This is a genomic window from Altererythrobacter xiamenensis (assembly GCF_900177715.1).
Lineage (GTDB): Bacteria > Pseudomonadota > Alphaproteobacteria > Sphingomonadales > Sphingomonadaceae > Erythrobacter > Erythrobacter xiamenensis.
The window spans coordinates 175,434-194,148 of the sequence record NZ_FXWG01000002.1 but is presented as its reverse complement, the minus strand read 5'-3'; the positions used below and the strand labels follow the sequence as shown (position 1 = coordinate 194,148).

Below are 18,715 nucleotides of genomic sequence, written 5' to 3'. Positions count from 1 at the left end.
GGCAAAGCCCCCCTGCAATGGATAAGCCCCCTAGGGCAAGAAACAAAGGAGCAAGAGACACGATGACCGAAACAGTGAAAGTCCCGACACTAAGCGGAGACAAGTCGTTTTCAGCCTATGTCGCGCGCCCGGAAGGCACGGCAAAAGCGGCGATCATCGTGATCCAGGAAATCTTCGGTGTGAACGCCGGTATTCGCCGCAAGTGCGACAAGCTCGCCGAGGAAGGTTATCTCGCCGTCGCTCCCGACCTGTTCTGGCAGCTGGAGCCCGGTATCGAGCTCGACCCCGACGTGGAACCCGAGTTCCAGAAGGCGCTCGACCTGATGGGCAAGTTCGACCAGGACGAGGGTATTCGCGATATCGAGGCGACTATCCACTGGATCCGTAACGAGGCAGGCGTCGCCAAGGTCGGCGCCGTGGGATATTGCCTCGGCGGTAGGCTCGCCTACATGACTGCGGCGCGCACCGATGTCGATGCGACTGTCGGCTATTACGGCGTCGGGATCGACGGCCTTCTGCGTGAGAAGCACGCCATCTCGAACCCGCTGATGCTTCACATCCCGACCGAAGACGGTTTCGTCGACAAGGATACGCAGAAGGCGATGCACGAGGGGCTGGACGACCATCCCAAGGTGACGATGCACGATTACGAGGGCCTCGACCACGGTTTCGCGACCGAGTTCGGCAAGCGCCGCGACGAAGAAGCGGCTAATCTCGCCGACAGTCGCACCGCCGACTTCTTCGCGAAGCACCTCGCTTGAGCTCCAGGGGTAAATCAGGCGCTTTTCCCGCCTGGCGATTCATCATTCCGGTGGCGGTGACGCTGGCCGCACTGGCCGGGTTACCGCTGCTGCCGGGTTTCTTCGCAAGCGCACTGTTGTTTGTTCTCGTATTGGCAACATTCACAGCATGGTGGGATTTCTTTCAGTCAGATCATACACTTAGGCGTAATTATCCGCTGATCGCACGAATCCGGTGGCTGGCCGAGGACCTGCGCCCCTTTGCCCAAAGCTATTTCGTCGAAGGCGATCTGGAGGGGCGACCCTTCAGCCACCAGGAACGTGCGCTGGTCTATGCGCGCGCAAAGGGAGATCTCGACTCCCACCCGATGGGAACCGAGCTCGACGTCTATTCGGACGAGTACGAATGGCTTAGCCACTCGATTGCGCCGCATCAGGATGTTCCCGAATACTGGCGGACGACCGTTGGCGCGGAAACCTGCGCCCAGCCCTATCAAAGCGCGCTGCTCAACATTTCCGCGATGAGTTTCGGCTCGCTTTCCGCAAAAGCCATCGAAGCGCTAAACCTTGGCGCCAAAATGGGCGGATTTGCCCACAATACCGGCGAGGGTAGCATCAGTCGCTATCACCGGGCTCATGGCGGCGACCTGATCTGGGAGCTAGGCAGCGGATATTTCGGAGCCCGCGCAGACGACGGGAGCTTCGATCCGGTAAAATTCGCCGACAACGCTGCCGATGATCAGGTCAAGATGATCGAGATCAAGCTCAGCCAAGGCGCAAAGCCGGGCCATGGCGGAGTGCTCCCCGGAGCCAAGGTAACCGAAGAAATCGCCGAGGCACGCGGTGTGCCGGTGGGTGAGACGGTCTATTCACCCGCGTCGCATTCAGCGTTCTCCACTCCCAAGGAAATGCTCGAATGGCTTTCCAGCCTGCGCGAGATGTCGGGCGGAAAACCCGTCGGCATCAAGCTGTGCGTCGGTCAACCGCATGAAATCATGGCGATTGCCAAGGCGATGCACGAAACCGGCATGCATCCCGACTTCATAACCGTCGACGGCGCGGAAGGCGGGACGGGGGCCGCCCCGCTCGAACTATCGAACGCGGTCGGCATGCCCTTGCGTGAAGGACTGATCATGGTCCGCAATGCGCTGGTCGGCACGAATATGAAAAAGAAGGTTTCGCTCGCCGCATCGGGAAAGATTCACTCGGGCGCGAAAATGGCCGTCGCCTTTGCGCTCGGCGCCGACTGGTGCAATGCCGCCCGCCCCTTCATGTTTTCGCTTGGATGCGTTCAATCGATGGAATGCCACACGGGCAATTGCCCCACAGGCGTCGCAACGCAGGTCGCCTGGCGGCAGAAGGGGTTGGTGGTCGAGGACAAGGGGCCGCGCGTGGCCCGCTACCAAAGACAGACCGTCCATTCGCTGCGCGAGATCGTTATCGCCATGGGTCTCGACAATCCCTGGGCGATCCAGCCGCAGGATATGCGCGAACGGCTTAACGGGGCCCGCTCAGATTCCATCGACAGGATCTATTCTTTCATCGAACCCGGTATCCTGCTCGAGGATCCGGAATCCACCCCGCTTGCGCGGCATTGGAATGCCGCTAGCCCAGAAACATTCAGGAGAGTTGCATGAGTGCCGAACAGGGATTGAAGAAGTGGCATGAGGTGATCGAGGGCGGCAACGATCCAGCGGCCCTCGCCGAGATCATTGCCGAGAACGCGGTTTTTCATTCGCCCGTCGTGCACACCCCGCAAGAAGGCCGCGCAATCGTCGTGGCCTATCTCTCAGCCGCGGGGCAGACACTCGCGAATGACAGTTTCACCTATGTTCGCGAGCTGGTCGACGGGAATGATGCCATGCTCGAGTTCACCACCGAAATGGAAGGTATCCACGTCAATGGAATCGATCTGATCCATTTCGATGACGATGGAATGATCAAGGATTTCAAGGTGATGGTACGGCCCTTGAAGGCGGTGAACAAGGTCTGGGAAATGATGGCTGCGCAGCTGGAGCGGCAGAAAGCCAGCTAGGCGGCAGTAGTTTCGAGAAACTCGTCGATTGCGTCCATCACGGCTTCGCCGCTTGGATTCGACGAAAGGCCCTCGCGAATTTCGTCGAGGGCCGATTGCCCGGTCGAACGCGACACGCGCTTCATCCGCCAGTTCGGAAAGCTACGTGCATCAATCTGCGTGCGCTCGAGAACCTCAAGCGAGTGGTGCCGTGGATCGCCGAGCAAATCATCGATCAGGCGGTCGAGTTCGTGGCCCGGCCCTTCGACCAGCTGCAGGAACCGGCCATCCCGAAAGATCAGGAAGCAGGTGATATCGCGCTGCGGATTGAGCCGCGAGGCTGTCTGAATGATCGTGAAGACCTCGTCGCTGCCGAGACCTTTGCGCGCGATGCTGGAATAAAGGACCTGTTCCACACTTCTCTCCTGCCCAGGCCGTCGGCCTAAGGCAGGAGCCGTGAAGAAAAACCTAACCGGCGATTCAGCCTACTGGTTCATCGTGTCGAAGAAGTCTTCGTTGGTCTTCGAATCCTTCATCTTGTCGAGCAGGAACTCCATCGCGTCGACCGTGCCCATCTGCATGAGGATACGGCGCAGGACCCACATCTTCGAAAGCTTGTCCTTCTCGACCAGCAGCTCTTCCTTGCGGGTGCCGGACTTGCCGACGTCGAGCGCCGGGAAGATACGCTTGTCGGCAACCTTGCGGTCGAGCACGATTTCGCTGTTACCAGTGCCCTTGAACTCTTCGAAAATGACCTCGTCCATGCGGCTGCCCGTGTCGATCAGCGCGGTGGCGATGATCGAGAGCGAACCGCCTTCCTCGATGTTACGCGCCGCACCGAAGAAACGCTTCGGACGCTGCAGCGCATTGGCATCGACGCCGCCGGTCAGCACCTTGCCCGAGCTCGGCACCACGGTGTTGTAGGCACGGCCAAGACGCGTGATCGAGTCGAGCAGGATGACGACATCCTTCTTGTGCTCGACCAGGCGCTTGGCCTTCTCGATCACCATTTCGGCGACCTGGACGTGACGGTTTGCAGGCTCGTCGAAGGTCGAGGAGATAACCTCGCCGTTCACGCTGCGCTGCATGTCGGTAACTTCCTCGGGACGCTCGTCGACGAGCAGAACCAGCAGGAAAACCTCGGGATGGTTGTCGGTAATCGCCTTGGCGATATTCTGCAGCAGCACGGTCTTACCGGTGCGCGGCGGCGCGACGATCAGCGCGCGCTGGCCCTTCCCCTGCGGGGCGATGATGTCGATCACCCGCGCGCTCTTGTCCTTTACCGTCGGGTCGAGCGTATCGAGCGACAGCTTGGAATCGGGATAGAGCGGCGTCAGGTTGTCGAAATTGGTCCGGTGGCGCACAGCCTCCGGATCCTCGAAATTCACGCTGGTAAGGCTTGTGAGAGCGAAATAGCGCTCGCCTTCCTTGGGGGCGCGGATCTCGCCTTCGACCGTATCACCGGTGCGCAGACCCCATTTGCGGATCTGGTTGGGGGAGACATAGATGTCGTCAGGACCGGCGAGATAGTTCGCCTCGGGCGAGCGGAGGAAGCCGAAGCCGTCCTGCAGCACCTCGATGGTGCCCACGCCCATGATCTTCTCTTCGTATTCCTCGTCTTCGGCGAGTTCGCGAAGGATGCAGAACATCAGGTCCTGCCGGCGCATGGTGGAGGCGCCTTCGACGCCCAGTTCTTCGGCCATGCTGACAAGCTCGGCCGGTGGTTTTGCTTTTAAATCTCTGAGATGCATTGCGATTGGTATTCCGTGTTGGATGGGCCGGCAGGTCAGTACCTCTGTGGACGAGGCGCCCCTTCAAACGGGGCCGGGCTTGGTGAAAGCAGACCGGGCTCGGCAGGATGCCGAAGCCTGTACCGGATAGAGTCGCGAAATAGTTTGACCGCGCAGCCGCGTCAATTGCGTTTGATGCCGCTAATCGACGAACGGCGGGATTAGAAGGGTCGGACCACCGCGAGGATCACGATCAGAACCGCGGCGAGGCCGGGCACTTCATTGAGCAGGCGCAGTTTCTTGCCTTCCATCGTCCGCTCGCCGCGCGCGAGTTTCTTGGCATAGGCGGAAAGCCAGCCGTGATAGCCTGAAAGCACGAGCACGATCAGCAGCTTGGCGTGGAACCAGCCCTGGGTGAAAGCACCAGTCGTCATCGCCAGCGCAAGTCCCAGCACCCAGACAACGACGATCGAAGGCAGCAGGATGATCTTCAGAAGGCGCCTCTCGCGATCGGTCCAAAGTGCATCGGCCTCGCTCCCCGGCTCACCATCCTCCTGGTGATAGACGAAGAAGCGCGGGAGCATGAACAACCCTGCCATCCAGAAGATGACGAACAGGATATGGCCGGCCTTGAGCCAGAGATAAGTCATCGCGATCAGATCCTGCATGCTGTCCACTTAAGAATGCCGCTCACGGATTCCACCCCCTCACAGCCTCGACGAGTTCCTCGACATGGGCAATCGGCGTGTGCTGCCCGATTCCGTGACCAAGGTTGAAGACATGCGGTCTGCCCGCAAAGGCATCGAGGATCGCGTGGATGCGCGAAATGAGACGCTCGCCGCCCGCCAATAACAGCAGCGGATCGAGATTGCCCTGCACCGGCATTCCTTCGGGAAGCGCTTCATGCGCCCAGACAGGATCCTGCGTTTCATCGAGGCCGATCGCATCGACCCCGGTCTCTCGCGCATAGGCGGGAAGCTTGGCACCTGCACCCTTCGGAAACCCGATGACCGGGATATCGGGATGCGAGGCCTTCAGGGCCGCCGTGATCCTGGCATTGGGAGCAATGACCCAGCGTTCGAACTCGTCGGGCGCAAGGCTGCCTGCCCAGCTGTCGAACAATTGCACCGCTTCTGCGCCTGCATCGATCTGGCCGCGCAGATAGATGATCGAGGTTTCGGCAATGGCGTCGATGATCGCCTGAAAGCCCGCAGGATCGCGATAGGCGAGTGCGCGAGTTTCTTGCTGGTCCTTCGACCCCTCGCCGTTCACCATGTAGGTCGCCACGGTCCAAGGACTGCCGGCAAAGCCCAACATGGTCACCGTGTCGTCGAGCTGCGCCCTGCATCTCCGCACGGTCTCGTAAACCGCTTCGAACCGCTCAGGATGTGGGCTGAAGCTTTCCAGCGAAGCATCGAGCAGCCTCGGCGAAAGCTTGGGTCCCTCGCCTGCCAGAAACTCGAGACCCTGCCCCATTGCATGCGGCACGATGAGGATATCGGAGAACAGGATCGCCCCGTCGAAGCCGAACCGCCTGAGCGGCTGGATCGTAACTTCGGCCGCAGCTTCGCTATCGTAAACGAGATCGAGAAACCCGCCTTTCTCGGCCCGCAGTTCGCGATATTCGGGTAGGTAGCGCCCTGCCTGCCGCATGAGCCACATGGGTACCCTGTCAGCGCGTTTTCCATTCAATGTGTCTAGCAAGAGGCCAGGCATGCGAGGAGTCCAATCAATAATAAAAGTATATTTATAGAAGGATTATGGAGTCTGTTGGCCCTGTGGAAATCGGGGACAAGCGTCCACTGCCCGATTTCTCCGGCGATGAACAGGGTTTTGCTGGACGCCGAATCGCCGCAACTCTTGAGTCGAGTCAAACTTTTCCCCGGTCTCCCCAGACTGTCGAAAAGCGCCCCCTTGTGTTGGCAGGTGACGGTGAGAATCGGCTGGCAGTGGGGAGCAAAACTCTTCCCGAACTTGTCGGCAGGTTTCTCCCGTGGTTTATGCCGCTAACTGTCCACAGGCCCGGCGGCGGGTCTCTGCAAGAGCAAACCATACCGCATGCACCTTCACCTTGTCTCCGATTCAACCGGCGAAACGCTCGAGATGATTGCCAAGGCGGCGCTCGCGCAGTTCGAGGATGCACAGGTGACGCGCCATTTCTGGCCGATGGTGCGCTCGCGCCAACATCTCGACCGGATCGTGCCCGACCTTGCGGATAATCCCGGCCTCGTGATGTTCACGCTGGTCAACACCGAAACGCGCGCCCGGCTGGAGGACCATTGCCGCCAGCTCGGCCTGCCGGCGGTGCCGGTGCTCGATGCGGTGACCGAGGCGCTGGAAGCGCAGCTCGGGCAGGAGGCGCATGGCCGCCCGGGCCGCCAGCACCTGATGGACGAGGCCTATTTCGACCGGGTCGAAGCGATCCAGTTCACCATCGCGCATGATGATGGGGTCGGTTGGGAGAACTGGGAGCAGGCCGATATCGTGCTCGCAGGCGTATCGCGCACCTCGAAAACGCCGACCAGCATCTATCTCGCCAACCGCGGCTACAAGACGGCGAACATCCCGATCGTGGTCGAAAGCCCGCCGCCCGATGCCCTGTTTCGCCTCCGCCGTCCGCTTGTCATCGGCCTGACCACCGCGCCGCAAAGGCTGGTTCAGATCCGTCGCAACCGGCTCCTGAGCCTGCACGAGGATACCGAAACCGCCTATGTCGATGACGATAGCGTGCAGGAAGAGGTCAAATATGCCCGCCGCATGTTCGCCGACAACGGGTGGCCGGTGATCGACGTTACGCGTCGCTCGATCGAGGAAACCGCGGCCGCCGCGATCCGCCTGCTCAACCAGCGCCGCGAAGGCGAGGATCCCTCTGCAACGGGCCTGGGGCCGGTATGAGCCTGATCCTTGCGTCCAAGTCGCAATCGCGCCGCGCGATGCTGGATGCCGCGGGGGTGCAATATGAAGCGATCCCGGCGCAAATCGACGAGCGTGCTGTCGAGGAAGGGCTCGTCGATTGCACTCCCGGCGAAGTGGCCGAAGCCTTGAGCGTCGCCAAGGCGGCAGCCGTCGCCACCGCCCATCCCGAACGGTTGGTCCTCGGCAGCGATAGCCTCGTCGTGTGCGATGGTCGCCGTTTCGACAAACCTGAAAGCCGCGAGCAGGCCGCCGAACATTTGCGCTTCTTTTCCGGCAAGGTAATGGAATTGCATAGCGCGGCGGCGCTGGTGCGCGGCAAGACTTGCGAATGGAGCGCGCCGTCCCTCGCCCGGCTCCATGTGCGCGAAATCTCTGACGATTTCATCGAGTATTACCTCGAGGCCGAGTGGCCGGAGGTTTCCTATTGCGTCGGAGTCTTCCGCATCGAGGCCATGGGCGTCCAGCTCTTCGACATGATCGAAGGCGACCAGTTCACCGTTCTCGGAATGCCGCTGTTAAGTGTTCTCGGCGCGCTACGCGAGTTGGGGGAGCTGCCCTCGTGAGCAAACCCTATGCCGAAGTGATCGGCGATCCCATCGCACAGTCGAAGTCGCCGGCGATCCATAATTTCTGGCTCGGCAAGCTGGGTATCGATGCCGAGTATCGCGCGTGCCACGTTACTCGCGACGGGCTGGCCGATTACCTTGCCGAGCGCCGCGCAGATCCCGACTGGCACGGCTCCAACGTCACCATGCCGCACAAGCAGGCGGTGATGCCGCTGCTCGAAAGGATCGAAGCACCCGCCGATGCGATCGGCGCGGTAAACACGATCTATCCTGCATCGGGCGGCGCGCTTGCCGGCACCAACACCGATGCCAATGGTTTTCTCGAGCCATTGCGCGACCAACTCAGCGGAGAGCACTATTTCCGCATGGCGCGCATCCTCGGCACTGGTGGCGCGGCGCGGGCGATCGTAACTGCCCTAGTGGGACACGGGTTCACTATTGTCCTCGCGGGCCGCAATCCAGACAAGGCGCGTGTACTTCTCGACGAACTTGCACCTGATGGCGAGCATCACGCGATCGATCTCGCGCATTTTGCCGATCCGACCGATTTCGCCTTCGACGACCGAGAAGGCTGCTGCGATCTTATCGTCAACGCATCGCCGTTGGGCATGCGCGGCCAGCCGCCGCTGCAATTCGACTGGAGCCATGCGCCCCCGGGGGCGATTGCCTATGACATCGTCACCGACCCGCTCGAAACCGAGTTTCTCAGGAATGCGCGCGATGCGGGTCACCGGACGATCGACGGGCTCTCCATGCTGATTGGGCAGGCGGCGCATGCCTTCGAATTGTTTTTCGGTGAGCGCCCACCACGCGATTGCGATGCCGAACTGCGGGAGATCATCACTCAATGAGCCATCCCCTCATTATCGGCCTCACCGGTTCGATCGGCATGGGAAAATCGACCGTGGCCGAGATGTTCGAGCGTTCAGGCGTTCCGGTCTTCGATGCCGATGCAGAGGTCCGCAAAATGCAGGGACCGGGCGGCGAACTGGTGCCCGCCATCGAGGAAGCCTTCCCCGGTTCGACTGGACCCGAAGGAGTGAAGCGCGATGAACTGGGCGCGCAAGTTTTCGGTGACAAGGATGCGCTCGCCCGGCTCGAGGCGATCGTCCATCCTGCGGTCGGGCGAAAGCGCGAGCTCTTCCTGCTCGAACATGCCGGCGCGCCGATGATCGTATTCGACATCCCGCTGCTGTTCGAAGGCGGCGGCGACAAGCGCGTCGATTCCGTCGTCGTCGTTTCGGCTCCGCCCGAGGTGCAGCGCAAGCGCGTGCTCGCCCGCGAAGGAATGACGCCCGAGAAGTTCGCGCATATCCTTTCGATTCAGGTGCCCGATGCGGAAAAGCGCGCGCGTGCGGATTACGTTATCGACACCGGCCAATCGCTTGCAGGAACAGAAGCTGACGTTATCGCGCTGATCGCGCAGCTAAAGGATCGTAATCGGGCCAAATAGCTGTGCGAAGCCTCTTGCCTCGCGGGGTTTGAAGGCCGATATGAGTTCCAATGCGCGAGATTGTTTTCGACACCGAAACCACCGGCCTTGACCCCAAGACAGGGGACCGGATGGTCGAAATCGGGTGTATCGAAATGGTCAATCGCGTCGCCACGGGCGAAAGCTTCCACGCCTATTTCAATCCCCAGCGCGATATGCCGGCCGGTGCAGAAGCCGTCCACGGCCTTTCCAGCGCCTTCCTGGCAGACAAGCCGCTGTTTGCCGACGTCGCTGCCGATTTGCTGGCTTTCATCGGCGATGCGCCGCTCGTCGCGCACAATGCGGGTTTCGATTTCGGCTTCCTCAATGCCGAACTGGAAATCGCCGCACTGGCACCGGTGTGCACCAGCCGCATGGTCGATACGGTTGCGATTGCGCGCAAGAAGCATCCGGGCGCGAAGCTGTCGCTCGACGCGCTCTGCACCCGTTACGGGGTCGATCGCAGCCACCGTGTGAAGCACGGCGCACTGCTCGACGCCGAATTGCTGGCGCAGGTCTATGTCGAACTGACCGGCGGCCGCCAGATCGGCCTCGAACTCGCTGCCGAACAGGCGGCCGAGACCGACGCACGACGTGACGGTGCCAAGGAAACCATTCTCGCCCGCGCGACCGGAAAGCGGCGGGAGCCGCGTCCGCATGCTGCGAGCGAAGCCGAACTTGCCCGGCACCAGGCTTTTATCGAGACGATCGAGAAGGCGGTCTGGGTGAGTTGATCCCACCGGTGGCGGTTTTTGGGCCACCGGCAAGATATGAAAAGGAGATAGTCCCCCATGGATATCCGCGTCTCAGGCCATCAGATGGAAACCGGCGATGCATTGCGCGAACATGTCAACGAGCGACTGGGGGGTATCGTCGACAAGTACTTCGATCGCGCGATTTCGTCGCACGTCACGTTCGGCAAGGCGCCGGCCGGAGCATTCAGTTGCGACATCGTGACCCACGTGATGCAAGGCCTGATCCTGAAGGCGCAAGGCCAGGCGCAGGATGCGCACCAGGCGCTCGATGCGGCAGCGGAGAAGATCGACAAGCAGCTGCGGCGCTACAAGCGGCGGCTCAAGGATCGGCATGAGCAGGCGCAGCACGCCATGCGTGAAGAAGAGGCTGCCTATGTGATTTTTGCGCCGACAGAGGAAAGCGAGGAGGAAAGCGAAGCGACCGATGCACCTCCGATCATCGCTGAAACCAAGACCGACATCCCCGAATATTCGGTCGCGGACGCCGTAATGATGCTTGATCTGCGCGACACGCCGGCGCTGTTTTTCAAAAATGCTGGCACTCAGCGGCATAATATGGTTTATCGCCGCGCTGATGGCTCGATCGGATGGGTCGAACCGAAATAACGCCTCGGGTCTTTGGACGGACCCGAAACGGGGGCACCACAAGGCATCGGGCTTGAAAAGCGCTGCTTTCAGCGGCTTGCCCGCCATTGCCGGTCGCACCAAGCTGGATTGAAATCGAAACAAGATAGAGATGAGCGTTAGTTTCAAATTGCTTCCCGAAGCGGTCGCGACCGCGCGTCTGGAAAACAAGCAGCAGGTTCTCGAACGGATCGCGCAGCTGTTTGCAGAGCGATACGGGCTCGACGCGAACGCCGCGCTGGACGGCCTCGAAGAGCGCGAGGCGCTTGGCTCGACTGGGTTTGGTCGCGGCGTCGCGATCCCGCATGCGCGCTCCAAGGCGGTCAATCGCCCGACCGTGGTTGTGCTGAAGCTGGATGCGCCGGTTGAATTCGATGCCGCAGACGGCATGCCGGTCGATGTCGTTTTCGGCATGTTGTCGCCCGAGAATGCCGGCGCGACGCACCTTCATGCCCTGGCCGCCTTGTCCCGGCTGGTCCGGGATGATGCTATGCACCAGGCTCTGGCCGACGCGCCGGATGGGGAGGCCCTGTTCGCCCTGCTCAGCAATCAGCTCGAACGTGATGCCGCCTGACGGCAACAATATCGCCGAGGACGCGGCGGGAGCCGAACTCCACTTCCGCGCGCTGGAGCGACTCTATGATTCCGCGCCGGTCAACAACCAGTTCGTCTCGAAACTTGCAGTACTGCGCGAGGGTCGCTCCCGCGTCACCTTCGAGGTCGACGAGAGCTGCTATCACGCCGCGGGCGCCGCGCACGGCACGATCTATTTCAAGATGCTCGACGATGCGGCCTTCTACGCCGCAAATACGCTGGTGACGGACCGTTTCCTGCTGACCACCAGCTTCAACCTCCATTTTACCAAGCCGATCAAGAGCGGCACAGTCATCGCCGAGGGGCGCTGGGTAAGCGGGCGCCGGCGCGTGTTCGTGGCGGAATCGCGGCTGGTGGATGAGGAGGGCGACGAGATCGGTCGCGGCACAGGCACCTTCATGAAATCGCGCATCCCGCTTTCAAGCCTACCGGGTTACTCGCCCGGCGAGGCGTAAGGGTGGACGATCGGCTTCCCGCGCACCTCGAAGTGGCGGGCCTAATCCGAATCGTGGACTCGCAAGGCGGCTTTGCCAGCGTCCTGCACAAGGGCGAACGCGATGCCGGGACCATTCTGATCTTAACCATCTATCGTGGTGAACCGGTTACACTTTACGAAAGAATGCCCCAGTTGGACGGGTCGCGACCGTTTATTGCTGCAAAGCGGCAAAACCCTGAAAATCCAACGGAATTATCCGAGTACGTCGCGCGACGTACGTCGCAGGACCCCGATATCTGGGTGATTGAGGCAGACATCGCGGATCCAGAACGGTTCATCGCATCTATCGCGCGTTAACTTGACCATTACGCCCGGCAGACTATTTGGCCCGCCAGCTTCCAGGTGCGCAGGCGGCACGTGCGGCAATAAGGCCCACGAGCAAGCACGCAGACGGGGGGCGGCCGGCAGGCCTTAACTTGGACCCACCTCTCAAACGCAAATAACGCGAAACAGGTCCCAGCCTGCGTCAGGGCTCGTCCACCGCACGAATGTGACGGGAATATGAGTCGTAAGACCCATAGTTTGAGTGCGGCTGCATTGATCGCAGCCACCAGTCTGACTTTTGCAAGCGCCGAGACTTCCGGCGCCTTCGCCCAGGATTCCGACGTTGAATCGATCCTGGCGGAAAATGCGGGCAATGCCGAAGCGGCAGTCTCTGAAGAGACGATGCCGGTCTTCGTCGCCGAAGAAGTCGTCCAGCAGGTGCCCGAAGAGGCCGCTGAAGAACTCCAGACCGAAATCGCCTCGGCGGCATCGCTGCACGAGCTCGTCGCAAAAACCGACAAGGGTTTTTCGCTGAGCGAGGAAATGCAGTGCCTTGCCGGAGCGGTCTATTTTGAATCACGCGGCGAACCGCTCGACGGACAGCTCGCCGTTGCGCAGGTCGTCATTAATCGCGCTGAAAGTGCGCGCTTCCCTTCGAGCTATTGCGGTGTCGTGTATCAGCGCGCGCAATTCTCGTTCGTGAAGAACGGCTCGATGCCGCGGATCCGGACCGGCTCCAACGCATGGAAGCGCGCCAAGGCCATCGCGCGCATCGCGCACGAAGGCCAGTGGGACAGCGAGGCCGGGGATTCGCTCTATTTCCATGCGAAATACGTGCGCCCGAGCTGGAGCCGCAAGAAGGTCGCCCGCGCGACCATCAACACGCACATTTTCTATAGGTGACCTCAAGCGCCGGCGCGGCCCATCCGGGCCGCTTGGCTTTCGGCCTAACCGGCCGGCGCGCGGTCGCGCTTGTGGGCGGGGGTAGAACCCCGCCCGTTTTCCGTTCAGATAAGACCTAGTCGCGTAGACGCGCCCAGACGGGTGTGTGGTCGCTCGCCTTCTCACGTCCGCGGTGTTCGCGGTCGACGCCGACGGCCTCCAGCCGGTCGGCCAGTTCCGGCGTGAGCAGGATATGATCGATGCGGAAGCCATGATCGCGCTGCCACGCGCCCGCCTGGTAATCCCAATAGGTCCAGACGCCGCCGCGCGGGTTGAGCGTGCGCACCGCATCGGTCCAGCCATCGGCGAGTAGCCGGAAATAGGCATCGCGGCTTTCGGGCTGCATCAGGGCGTCCTTCGCCATCGCCTTGGGTGACCAGACGTCGTCATCGTGCGGAATGACGTTGAAATCGCCGAGGACCGCAGCGGGTACTTCGCTCGACCAGATTTCGCCCATTCGCGCGCGCAGTTTCTCCATCCAGGCGAGCTTGTAATCGAACTTGGGCCCGGGATGCGGATTACCATTGGGAAGGTAGATGCACACGATCCGGGTCGGCCTCTCGCCCTCTTTGGCGACATCGATTTCGAGATAGCGCGCCTGCTCGCCCTCGCCATCCTTGGGACCATCAATGCCCAGCCCCCGCTGGACCTCGACCGGCGCCGAGTATCCGGCGTTCTTGTCGACAAGGATCGCGACGCCGTTGAAGGCCTTCTGACCGTGCGTCAGCACGTGGTAGCCGAGATCTTCGAGCTCGCTACCGGGAAAGCCATCATCCTGGCTCTTGATTTCCTGAAGGCAGGCGACGGTCGGGCGCGTTTCCTCGAGCCATTCCTTGAGCCGAGGGAGGCGGGCCTTGATCCCGTTGATGTTGAAAGTGGCGATTTTCATGGGTGGTGTAATGGCGGATGATTTTCTCGTCGTCCATCCGTGCCACCCGCGCCCTCCACCCTTCCGCCCGGAGCCTACCGGGATACAATCCGGGCGGAAGGGTGGAGGGTGTGGGTGGCGTGGCCGCTCAGGAACGCAGTGCCTGAGCGCCTCTCAACCCAAAGCCCTAAATCCCGAAGCTCGATCCGCAGCCGCAACCGGCAGCGGCCTGAGGGTTCTCGACGCGAAAGGCCGCTCCTCCAAGCGATTCCACGAAATCGACAACGCTGCCCGAAACGAGGTCGAAGCTGACCGGATCGACGACCAGCCGAACACCATCGGTCTCGCTCACCGCATCGTCACCATCGGGCGCTTCGGCGAGGTCGAACTTGTACTGGAAGCCCGAACACCCCCCGCCTTCGACCGAAAGCCGCAAGATAGCGGGCTTGGCCTGCTTTTCGGCAATCCATGCCACGCGCTTGGCTGCGGCGGGCGTCAGGGTCAGTGTGTCTGCCATATGAGTCAGATTTAGGAAGCGAGTGCGCCAGTCACAAGTCGGAAGTCAGCCGTGGGTGATATATTCGCGCATCGCCTCAGCCTCGTGCTGCACTTCGTCGAGCCGGCTTTTCACAAGGTCGCCGATCGAGACGAAGCCACGCATGTCCCCGTTCTCGACGACGGGGAGGTGGCGGAACCGGCGGCTGGTCATCAGGCTGAGCGCTTCGACGACGCTGGTGGAGGGAGTGACGGTGATCGCAGGGGCGGTCATGACCTGGCCGACCTGACGGCCGAGGCAAGCGTCGCCCTCCTCCCGCAAGCGATAGATGACGTCGCGTTCGGAGAAAATTCCGGCGACTCTCCCCCCTTCCATCACGGGCAGCGCGCCGATCCTCTTCTCGGCAAGAATGGCCACCGCATCGCGTACCAATGTCGAGACTTCGCAGGATATTACCTCGCTCGCGCTACGATTGGCGATGATCTGGGCAATATCCATGGGCGAGCCTCCTCCGCTATGAAGTTGGAAGAATGCCACCAAGCCGGGAAAAAAGCGAATCTATATGCCAGTCCGCAAGCATCGCGTGGGAATTTCCCATTGCCGCGGGCTGCCGCAACGCCCATCTGGGGCCCCATGACCGGCAAGTCCCCTCTCGACGATCCCGAAATGGCCGCACACGCATGGGCGCGGTATCGCCGCCTAATGCGCTTTATGTTCAGCGTGACGGTGGGCGTTGTCGTGATTGCGCTCGCCCTCCTTTACAAATTTCAGGGTGCGGTCTCGATTCACTTCTATATCGCGGTCGCGCTTGGCATCGGCTTCTCGATGTTGCTGACCAGCGCCCTGATGGGTCTCGTGTTCCTGTCGAACGGGACCGGGCATGACGCATCGGTCGATAACAACCTGCCACGCAGCGAGGAAGACCTCGACTAGGGTTCCGAAGTCTCAGGGGGCGCCGTCAGCCGGTAATCTTCGACGACCTGTCCGCCGATCACGTGTTCTTGCAGGATGCGCTCGAGCACGTCCTCATTGCAGGAATGATACCAGACGCGGTCCGGCCAGACGACCGCGATCGGACCGAACGCGCAGACCTGCAGGCAATCGGCCTTGGTGCGCTGGACGCCGCCGCTGCCGTCGCTGCGTTTCGGCCCGGCCAGCCCAAGCTGCTTCATCCGCTTCTTGAGATATTTCCACGCGGCTTCGCCTTCCTTGCGCGAGCAGCATTTCTGCTTCTCGCTTATCGCGCACAGGAAGATATGGCGCTCGATCGTCTCGCCGCCGATCTTGGCGAGCGCACGCTGCGCTTCGACGAGGCCCTTCTTCTTGCTCACTCGCTACCGGCTTCCGATGAATCTTCCTCGCCCAGCCAGCGATTGAGCCATGCGAACACGGTCTGGTGCCATTGCAGCGAGTTCTTCGCGCCCAGCACCCAGTGATTTTCTTCCGGAAAGACCAGAAGCTGCGAAGGAATGCCGCGCTCCTGCAGTGCGGTGAAGCTCTGGATGCCCTGCGTGTAGGGGACGCGGAAATCCTTCTCGCCCGTCACCACCAGCATTGGCGTCTGCCACTTGTCGACGTGGTTGACCGGGTTCCACTTTTCGTAAAGCTCGGGGTTTTCGGCATAGGATCCGCCGAAATCCCAGCGCGGGAACCACAATTCCTCCGTAGAGAAATAGAAGCTGCGCATGTCGAACAGCCCGTCATGCTGGACGAGGCATTTGAACCGATCGGGCCAGTTGCCTGCAATCCAGTTGACCATGTAGCCGCCATAGCTCGCGCCCATGGCGCAGGCGCGGTCTCCGTCGATCTGCGGATCCTTTGCGAGGGCTGCGGCGAGGCCGAGCTTCAGGTCCTCGAGCGGCTTGCCGCCCCAGTCCTGGTTGATCGCATCGGTGAACTCCTGCCCGTATCCGGTGCTCCCGTGGAAATCGACCGAGATGACCGCATAGCCCTGGCTCGCCAGTACGCGCGGGTTCCAGCGGCTGGACCAGCCATCGTTGAACGAACCCTGTGGTCCGCCGTGGATGTAGAGGATCGCGGGAATCGGCCCCTGCTGATTTTCGAGCTTGGTGATCTGGCCATAGACCGTGTCCCCGCCCGCGCCGGCAAAGCTGAAACGGGTGGTCTTGGTCGATGCCATTTCGCCCATCCGGCTCATCGCTACGTCAGTCAGCGGCTTTGCCTGTTTCCAGCCCTTCGAGAGATAAAGCTCGCTCGGCGTGCCAATCGAATCGCGAGTGAAGATCAGACGGTTTCCAGCCAAAGTGGAAATATTGCCGATATGCGCTTCATTCCCTGCCATCAGGTCGAGCTTCTCGACCGCGCCCGACTGCACGTCGATGCGGAAGGCAGGCGTGTCGAGCACGTCCTGTGCGGTCGCGACGATGAATCGCGAATCGGGCGTCCATGCGAGCGAGCCGAAGCTCCGATCGATGTCCTGCGTCAGCGCGCGGGTTTCGCCGGTGGCGAGATCGCGCAGCTGAACCACCAGCCGGTCCGCCTCGTATCCCGGGCGCGCCATCGCGACATAGGCGAGGTATTTCCCGTCGGGGGACGGGGAGGGAAGCGAATCATAGGCGGTGTTGGCCGCCGTCAGTTCGATCGGCGCGCGGCCTGAAAGGTCCGACCGGTAGATGTCGAGATCGGTCGAGGTGGGCTCGCTGGCGTCGGCGACACGCGCGGTAAAGAACACGCTCTGGCCATCGGCGGCCCATGCAATGTCCTCACCCCCGCCGAAGGGCATGGTTGGCGTATTGGCGGTGAGGCCCGTTTCCGGATCCTGACCGTCGAGCGGCACGCCGTCGCCAACCAGTTCGCCGTTTTCCATATCGAAGACGAAAACGCGGTTGGTCGTGCCGGGCGAAGTCCAGTGATCCCAGTGCCGAATGAAGCCGTCACTGCCGTCATAAAGACGGCCGTCACCCGGGCCGGGCAGGTGCTTCTTGCCATCGTCCTCGCAACCGAAGCGCGGGCAGTCGCGCGCGATAGCGGCCCAGACGGCGATCTTGTCGCCAGTCGGAGCGATATGAAAGCCGTCGATGCCCTCGCCATGGAAGTCTGCGAAGGGAAGCGCGCCGCGAATGACCCCATCGGCCGCCACTTCACCCCGCCAGACGCGAGAGTATCCTTCGACCTTTTCGATATCGTCTTCGGCAGGTGTGCGGCGGTCGGTCAGCCAGTAAATTGCGCCGTCCGGCCCGTAGGTGACCGAGCCCGCGCCTTCGCCCAGATTGAGGCGGATGGCAGGCATTTCGAGATCGTCGAGGCTGCGCAGGTAGAACGCTGGCGTGCGTTCGAGCGTCGTCGGATCGGTCTCCGTAACCTGATAGATGACATGGTGGCCGTCGGGGCTGACGCTTGGTGCACCGAGCCGCGGCATCGTCACGAGGTCACGTGCGCTCATCGGCGCATTCACCGCACCAGGGGCGTCGCGCTGTGCGCCGTGATTGTCGGCAATGGCTGGGTGTGCGTAAAGCGTGGCGCAAAACGCGGCGGCGAAGGCTAGGCCTGGGGCGAACCCGATATTTTTTATCATGGGAAGAGCGATTAGCGTGCCTCGCGTCGCTAATCCAGAGTCCGCAGACAGGGAAAGCGCAAGTTGGCGTGAATGCGAGAACGCCAGCGCGTCTAGACGCCGTTAGCTGAAATTAGGCGCTGTTAGCCCGGGTTAGCCGCGCTTGCCCGCGATCCGCGCGATTTCCGCCTGAACCATCTTTTCGACCATCCCGGGCAGGTTCTTGTCGAGCCATTCGGAGAGCATCGGGCGCAGCATGTCGCGCACCAAACCTTCGAGCGATGTTTCGCCGGAACGGACGATCTGCGGCTGCGCACCGGGTTCGGCCAGCAAGGCCAATGCAGCGAAATTCTCGCGCATCGAACTGGCGACCGCCTCGTTCGTCAGCGGGCTGTCGTCACCCTCGTCGCCATCACCGTCGTTGTCATCCTCGTCGTCTTCCGAGGAGGTTGGCGGGTCGAGATCCTCGGCAAACTCCATTTCGGCGAGATCGAGCACTTCCTCGGCCTCGCTCTCGTCCGCATCTTCGTCGGAACTCATGTGAGCAGCGGTCTGCGAACGGATCATGTCGGCGTGACGGCCATCGCTGCGACCATCCACCACACCTTCCGTTTCGCGGCGGCGGCGCAGCTCCATCGCGTCCTCGCGATTGTCGCGCGCGATCACCTTCTTGATCGATTCAAGAATCTCTTCGACCGACGCTTCGTTACCCTGGCCCATGCCAA

24 protein-coding genes are annotated in these 18,715 nt (G+C 61.5%); 14 read left to right on the top strand and 10 right to left on the bottom strand.

All coding sequences use genetic code 11. The features are described from left to right. Positions 1-62: 62 nt before the first annotated feature. From CCE89_RS06215 to CCE89_RS06205, 3 genes are read left to right on the top strand one after another with little or no spacing between them, the layout of a single operon-like run. A complete protein-coding gene (locus CCE89_RS06215) occupies positions 63-761 on the top strand; it encodes a dienelactone hydrolase family protein (protein WP_086437203.1) in 699 nt (232 codons plus the stop codon). Continuing rightward, positions 758-2,377: an FMN-binding glutamate synthase family protein gene (locus tag CCE89_RS06210; RefSeq protein ID WP_086437202.1), complete on the top strand. Its 1,620-nt coding sequence runs from the start codon at positions 758-760 to the stop codon at positions 2,375-2,377. The genes CCE89_RS06215 and CCE89_RS06210 overlap by 4 nt, the downstream gene beginning before the upstream one ends. Further along, positions 2,374-2,775, top strand: a complete 402-nt coding sequence (locus tag CCE89_RS06205; protein ID WP_086437201.1) for a nuclear transport factor 2 family protein — start codon at positions 2,374-2,376, stop codon at positions 2,773-2,775. The genes CCE89_RS06210 and CCE89_RS06205 overlap by 4 nt, the downstream gene beginning before the upstream one ends. Here CCE89_RS06205 and CCE89_RS06200 read toward each other — a convergent pair. The 4 genes from CCE89_RS06200 to hemE all read right to left on the bottom strand — a co-directional run bounded on the left by CCE89_RS06200 (position 2,772) and on the right by hemE (position 6,200). Next, complete coding sequence (locus CCE89_RS06200; protein ID WP_086437200.1) at positions 2,772-3,170, bottom strand: BLUF domain-containing protein; 399 nt, start codon at positions 3,168-3,170, stop codon at positions 2,772-2,774. The genes CCE89_RS06205 and CCE89_RS06200 overlap by 4 nt on opposite strands. Positions 3,171-3,239: 69 nt before the next feature. Continuing rightward, positions 3,240-4,505, bottom strand: a complete 1,266-nt coding sequence (rho, locus tag CCE89_RS06195; protein WP_086437199.1) for a transcription termination factor Rho — start codon at positions 4,503-4,505, stop codon at positions 3,240-3,242. A 200-nt stretch (positions 4,506-4,705) separates the two neighbouring features. Further along, positions 4,706-5,134 (bottom strand): CopD family protein, encoded by a 429-nt coding sequence (locus tag CCE89_RS06190; RefSeq protein WP_407640392.1) that lies wholly within the window; start codon positions 5,132-5,134, stop codon positions 4,706-4,708. A gap of 40 nt (positions 5,135-5,174) precedes the next feature. Continuing rightward, complete coding sequence (gene hemE, locus CCE89_RS06185; protein WP_086437197.1) at positions 5,175-6,200, bottom strand: uroporphyrinogen decarboxylase; 1,026 nt, start codon at positions 6,198-6,200, stop codon at positions 5,175-5,177. Between the two features lie 342 nt (positions 6,201-6,542). Here hemE and CCE89_RS06180 point away from each other — a divergent pair, with 342 nt between their 5' ends. The 10 genes from CCE89_RS06180 to CCE89_RS06135 all read left to right on the top strand — a co-directional run bounded on the left by CCE89_RS06180 (position 6,543) and on the right by CCE89_RS06135 (position 13,073). Beyond that, positions 6,543-7,379 carry a pyruvate, water dikinase regulatory protein gene (locus tag CCE89_RS06180; protein WP_086437196.1) on the top strand — a complete coding sequence of 279 codons (837 nt, stop codon included), beginning with the start codon at positions 6,543-6,545 and terminating at the stop codon, positions 7,377-7,379. Continuing rightward, on the top strand, positions 7,376-7,963 hold the full coding sequence (locus CCE89_RS06175) for a Maf family protein (RefSeq protein WP_086437195.1): 588 nt from the start codon (positions 7,376-7,378) through the stop codon (positions 7,961-7,963). Before CCE89_RS06180 ends, CCE89_RS06175 begins: the two co-directional genes overlap by 4 nt. Beyond that, complete coding sequence (locus CCE89_RS06170) at positions 7,960-8,817, top strand: shikimate dehydrogenase family protein (protein WP_086437194.1); 858 nt, start codon at positions 7,960-7,962, stop codon at positions 8,815-8,817. The genes CCE89_RS06175 and CCE89_RS06170 overlap by 4 nt, the downstream gene beginning before the upstream one ends. After that, positions 8,814-9,419, top strand: coding sequence for a dephospho-CoA kinase (coaE, locus tag CCE89_RS06165; protein WP_086437193.1), 606 nt, complete (start codon positions 8,814-8,816; stop codon positions 9,417-9,419). The genes CCE89_RS06170 and coaE overlap by 4 nt, the downstream gene beginning before the upstream one ends. A 50-nt stretch (positions 9,420-9,469) precedes the next feature. Continuing rightward, the gene (gene dnaQ, locus CCE89_RS06160) at positions 9,470-10,171 is read left to right on the top strand and encodes a DNA polymerase III subunit epsilon (protein ID WP_086437192.1); all 702 of its coding nucleotides are present in this window, start codon (positions 9,470-9,472) and stop codon (positions 10,169-10,171) included. Positions 10,172-10,228: 57 nt separating this feature from the next. Beyond that, positions 10,229-10,798, top strand: a complete 570-nt coding sequence (gene hpf / locus CCE89_RS06155) for a ribosome hibernation-promoting factor, HPF/YfiA family (protein WP_086437191.1) — start codon at positions 10,229-10,231, stop codon at positions 10,796-10,798. A gap of 130 nt (positions 10,799-10,928) precedes the next feature. Beyond that, complete coding sequence (locus tag CCE89_RS06150) at positions 10,929-11,390, top strand: PTS sugar transporter subunit IIA (protein WP_086437190.1); 462 nt, start codon at positions 10,929-10,931, stop codon at positions 11,388-11,390. After that, positions 11,380-11,865, top strand: coding sequence for a PaaI family thioesterase (locus tag CCE89_RS06145; protein WP_086437189.1), 486 nt, complete (start codon positions 11,380-11,382; stop codon positions 11,863-11,865). Before CCE89_RS06150 ends, CCE89_RS06145 begins: the two co-directional genes overlap by 11 nt. Before the next feature lie 2 nt (positions 11,866-11,867). Further along, the gene (locus tag CCE89_RS06140) at positions 11,868-12,203 is read left to right on the top strand and encodes a DUF1491 family protein (protein WP_086437188.1); all 336 of its coding nucleotides are present in this window, start codon (positions 11,868-11,870) and stop codon (positions 12,201-12,203) included. 204 nt (positions 12,204-12,407) lie between these two features. Further along, a complete protein-coding gene (locus CCE89_RS06135; RefSeq protein WP_086437187.1) occupies positions 12,408-13,073 on the top strand; it encodes a cell wall hydrolase in 666 nt (221 codons plus the stop codon). Between the two features lie 115 nt (positions 13,074-13,188). Here the strand turns inward: CCE89_RS06135 and xth are convergent, their stop codons facing one another. The 3 genes from xth to CCE89_RS06120 form a co-directional block, all read right to left on the bottom strand. After that, positions 13,189-14,001, bottom strand: a complete 813-nt coding sequence (gene xth / locus CCE89_RS06130; protein ID WP_086437186.1) for an exodeoxyribonuclease III — start codon at positions 13,999-14,001, stop codon at positions 13,189-13,191. Between the two features lie 166 nt (positions 14,002-14,167). Further along, on the bottom strand, positions 14,168-14,497 hold the full coding sequence (locus CCE89_RS06125; RefSeq protein WP_086437185.1) for a HesB/IscA family protein: 330 nt from the start codon (positions 14,495-14,497) through the stop codon (positions 14,168-14,170). Between the two features lie 45 nt (positions 14,498-14,542). Continuing rightward, positions 14,543-14,974: a CBS domain-containing protein gene (locus CCE89_RS06120; protein ID WP_086437184.1), complete on the bottom strand. Its 432-nt coding sequence runs from the start codon at positions 14,972-14,974 to the stop codon at positions 14,543-14,545. 135 nt (positions 14,975-15,109) lie between these two features. On the opposite strand from CCE89_RS06120, the gene CCE89_RS06115 reads away from it, so the two are divergent. Further along, positions 15,110-15,409: a hypothetical protein gene (locus CCE89_RS06115; RefSeq protein ID WP_086437183.1), complete on the top strand. Its 300-nt coding sequence runs from the start codon at positions 15,110-15,112 to the stop codon at positions 15,407-15,409. On the opposite strand, the gene CCE89_RS06110 is transcribed toward CCE89_RS06115, so the two are convergent. The 3 genes from CCE89_RS06110 to CCE89_RS06100 form a co-directional block, all read right to left on the bottom strand. Then, positions 15,406-15,807, bottom strand: coding sequence for a (2Fe-2S) ferredoxin domain-containing protein (locus tag CCE89_RS06110; protein ID WP_086437182.1), 402 nt, complete (start codon positions 15,805-15,807; stop codon positions 15,406-15,408). The genes CCE89_RS06115 and CCE89_RS06110 overlap by 4 nt on opposite strands. Further along, positions 15,804-18,011: a dipeptidyl-peptidase 5 gene (locus CCE89_RS06105; RefSeq protein WP_327078639.1), complete on the bottom strand. Its 2,208-nt coding sequence runs from the start codon at positions 18,009-18,011 to the stop codon at positions 15,804-15,806. The genes CCE89_RS06110 and CCE89_RS06105 overlap by 4 nt, the downstream gene beginning before the upstream one ends. A 132-nt stretch (positions 18,012-18,143) precedes the next feature. Beyond that, on the bottom strand, positions 18,144-18,710 hold the full coding sequence (locus CCE89_RS06100; RefSeq protein ID WP_086437181.1) for a DUF2497 domain-containing protein: 567 nt from the start codon (positions 18,708-18,710) through the stop codon (positions 18,144-18,146). Positions 18,711-18,715: the final 5 nt, after the last annotated feature.

Coding starts and splice junctions, on each gene's coding strand:
- CCE89_RS06215 (WP_086437203.1), top strand. CDS start 63: ATGACCGAAACAGTGAAAGTCCCGACACTAAGCGGAGACAAGTCGTTT.
- CCE89_RS06205 (WP_086437201.1), top strand. CDS start 2,374: ATGAGTGCCGAACAGGGATTGAAGAAGTGGCATGAGGTGATCGAGGGC.
- rho (WP_086437199.1), bottom strand. CDS start 4,505: ATGCATCTCAGAGATTTAAAAGCAAAACCACCGGCCGAGCTTGTCAGC.
- CCE89_RS06190 (WP_407640392.1), bottom strand. CDS start 5,134: ATGACTTATCTCTGGCTCAAGGCCGGCCATATCCTGTTCGTCATCTTC.
- hemE (WP_086437197.1), bottom strand. CDS start 6,200: ATGCCTGGCCTCTTGCTAGACACATTGAATGGAAAACGCGCTGACAGG.
- CCE89_RS06180 (WP_086437196.1), top strand. CDS start 6,543: ATGCACCTTCACCTTGTCTCCGATTCAACCGGCGAAACGCTCGAGATG.
- CCE89_RS06175 (WP_086437195.1), top strand. CDS start 7,376: ATGAGCCTGATCCTTGCGTCCAAGTCGCAATCGCGCCGCGCGATGCTG.
- coaE (WP_086437193.1), top strand. CDS start 8,814: ATGAGCCATCCCCTCATTATCGGCCTCACCGGTTCGATCGGCATGGGA.
- dnaQ (WP_086437192.1), top strand. CDS start 9,470: ATGCGCGAGATTGTTTTCGACACCGAAACCACCGGCCTTGACCCCAAG.
- hpf (WP_086437191.1), top strand. CDS start 10,229: ATGGATATCCGCGTCTCAGGCCATCAGATGGAAACCGGCGATGCATTG.
- CCE89_RS06150 (WP_086437190.1), top strand. CDS start 10,929: ATGAGCGTTAGTTTCAAATTGCTTCCCGAAGCGGTCGCGACCGCGCGT.
- CCE89_RS06145 (WP_086437189.1), top strand. CDS start 11,380: ATGCCGCCTGACGGCAACAATATCGCCGAGGACGCGGCGGGAGCCGAA.
- CCE89_RS06135 (WP_086437187.1), top strand. CDS start 12,408: ATGAGTCGTAAGACCCATAGTTTGAGTGCGGCTGCATTGATCGCAGCC.
- xth (WP_086437186.1), bottom strand. CDS start 14,001: ATGAAAATCGCCACTTTCAACATCAACGGGATCAAGGCCCGCCTCCCT.
- CCE89_RS06125 (WP_086437185.1), bottom strand. CDS start 14,497: ATGGCAGACACACTGACCCTGACGCCCGCCGCAGCCAAGCGCGTGGCA.
- CCE89_RS06120 (WP_086437184.1), bottom strand. CDS start 14,974: ATGGATATTGCCCAGATCATCGCCAATCGTAGCGCGAGCGAGGTAATA.
- CCE89_RS06115 (WP_086437183.1), top strand. CDS start 15,110: ATGACCGGCAAGTCCCCTCTCGACGATCCCGAAATGGCCGCACACGCA.
- CCE89_RS06105 (WP_327078639.1), bottom strand. CDS start 18,011: ATGATAAAAAATATCGGGTTCGCCCCAGGCCTAGCCTTCGCCGCCGCG.
- CCE89_RS06100 (WP_086437181.1), bottom strand. CDS start 18,710: ATGGGCCAGGGTAACGAAGCGTCGGTCGAAGAGATTCTTGAATCGATC.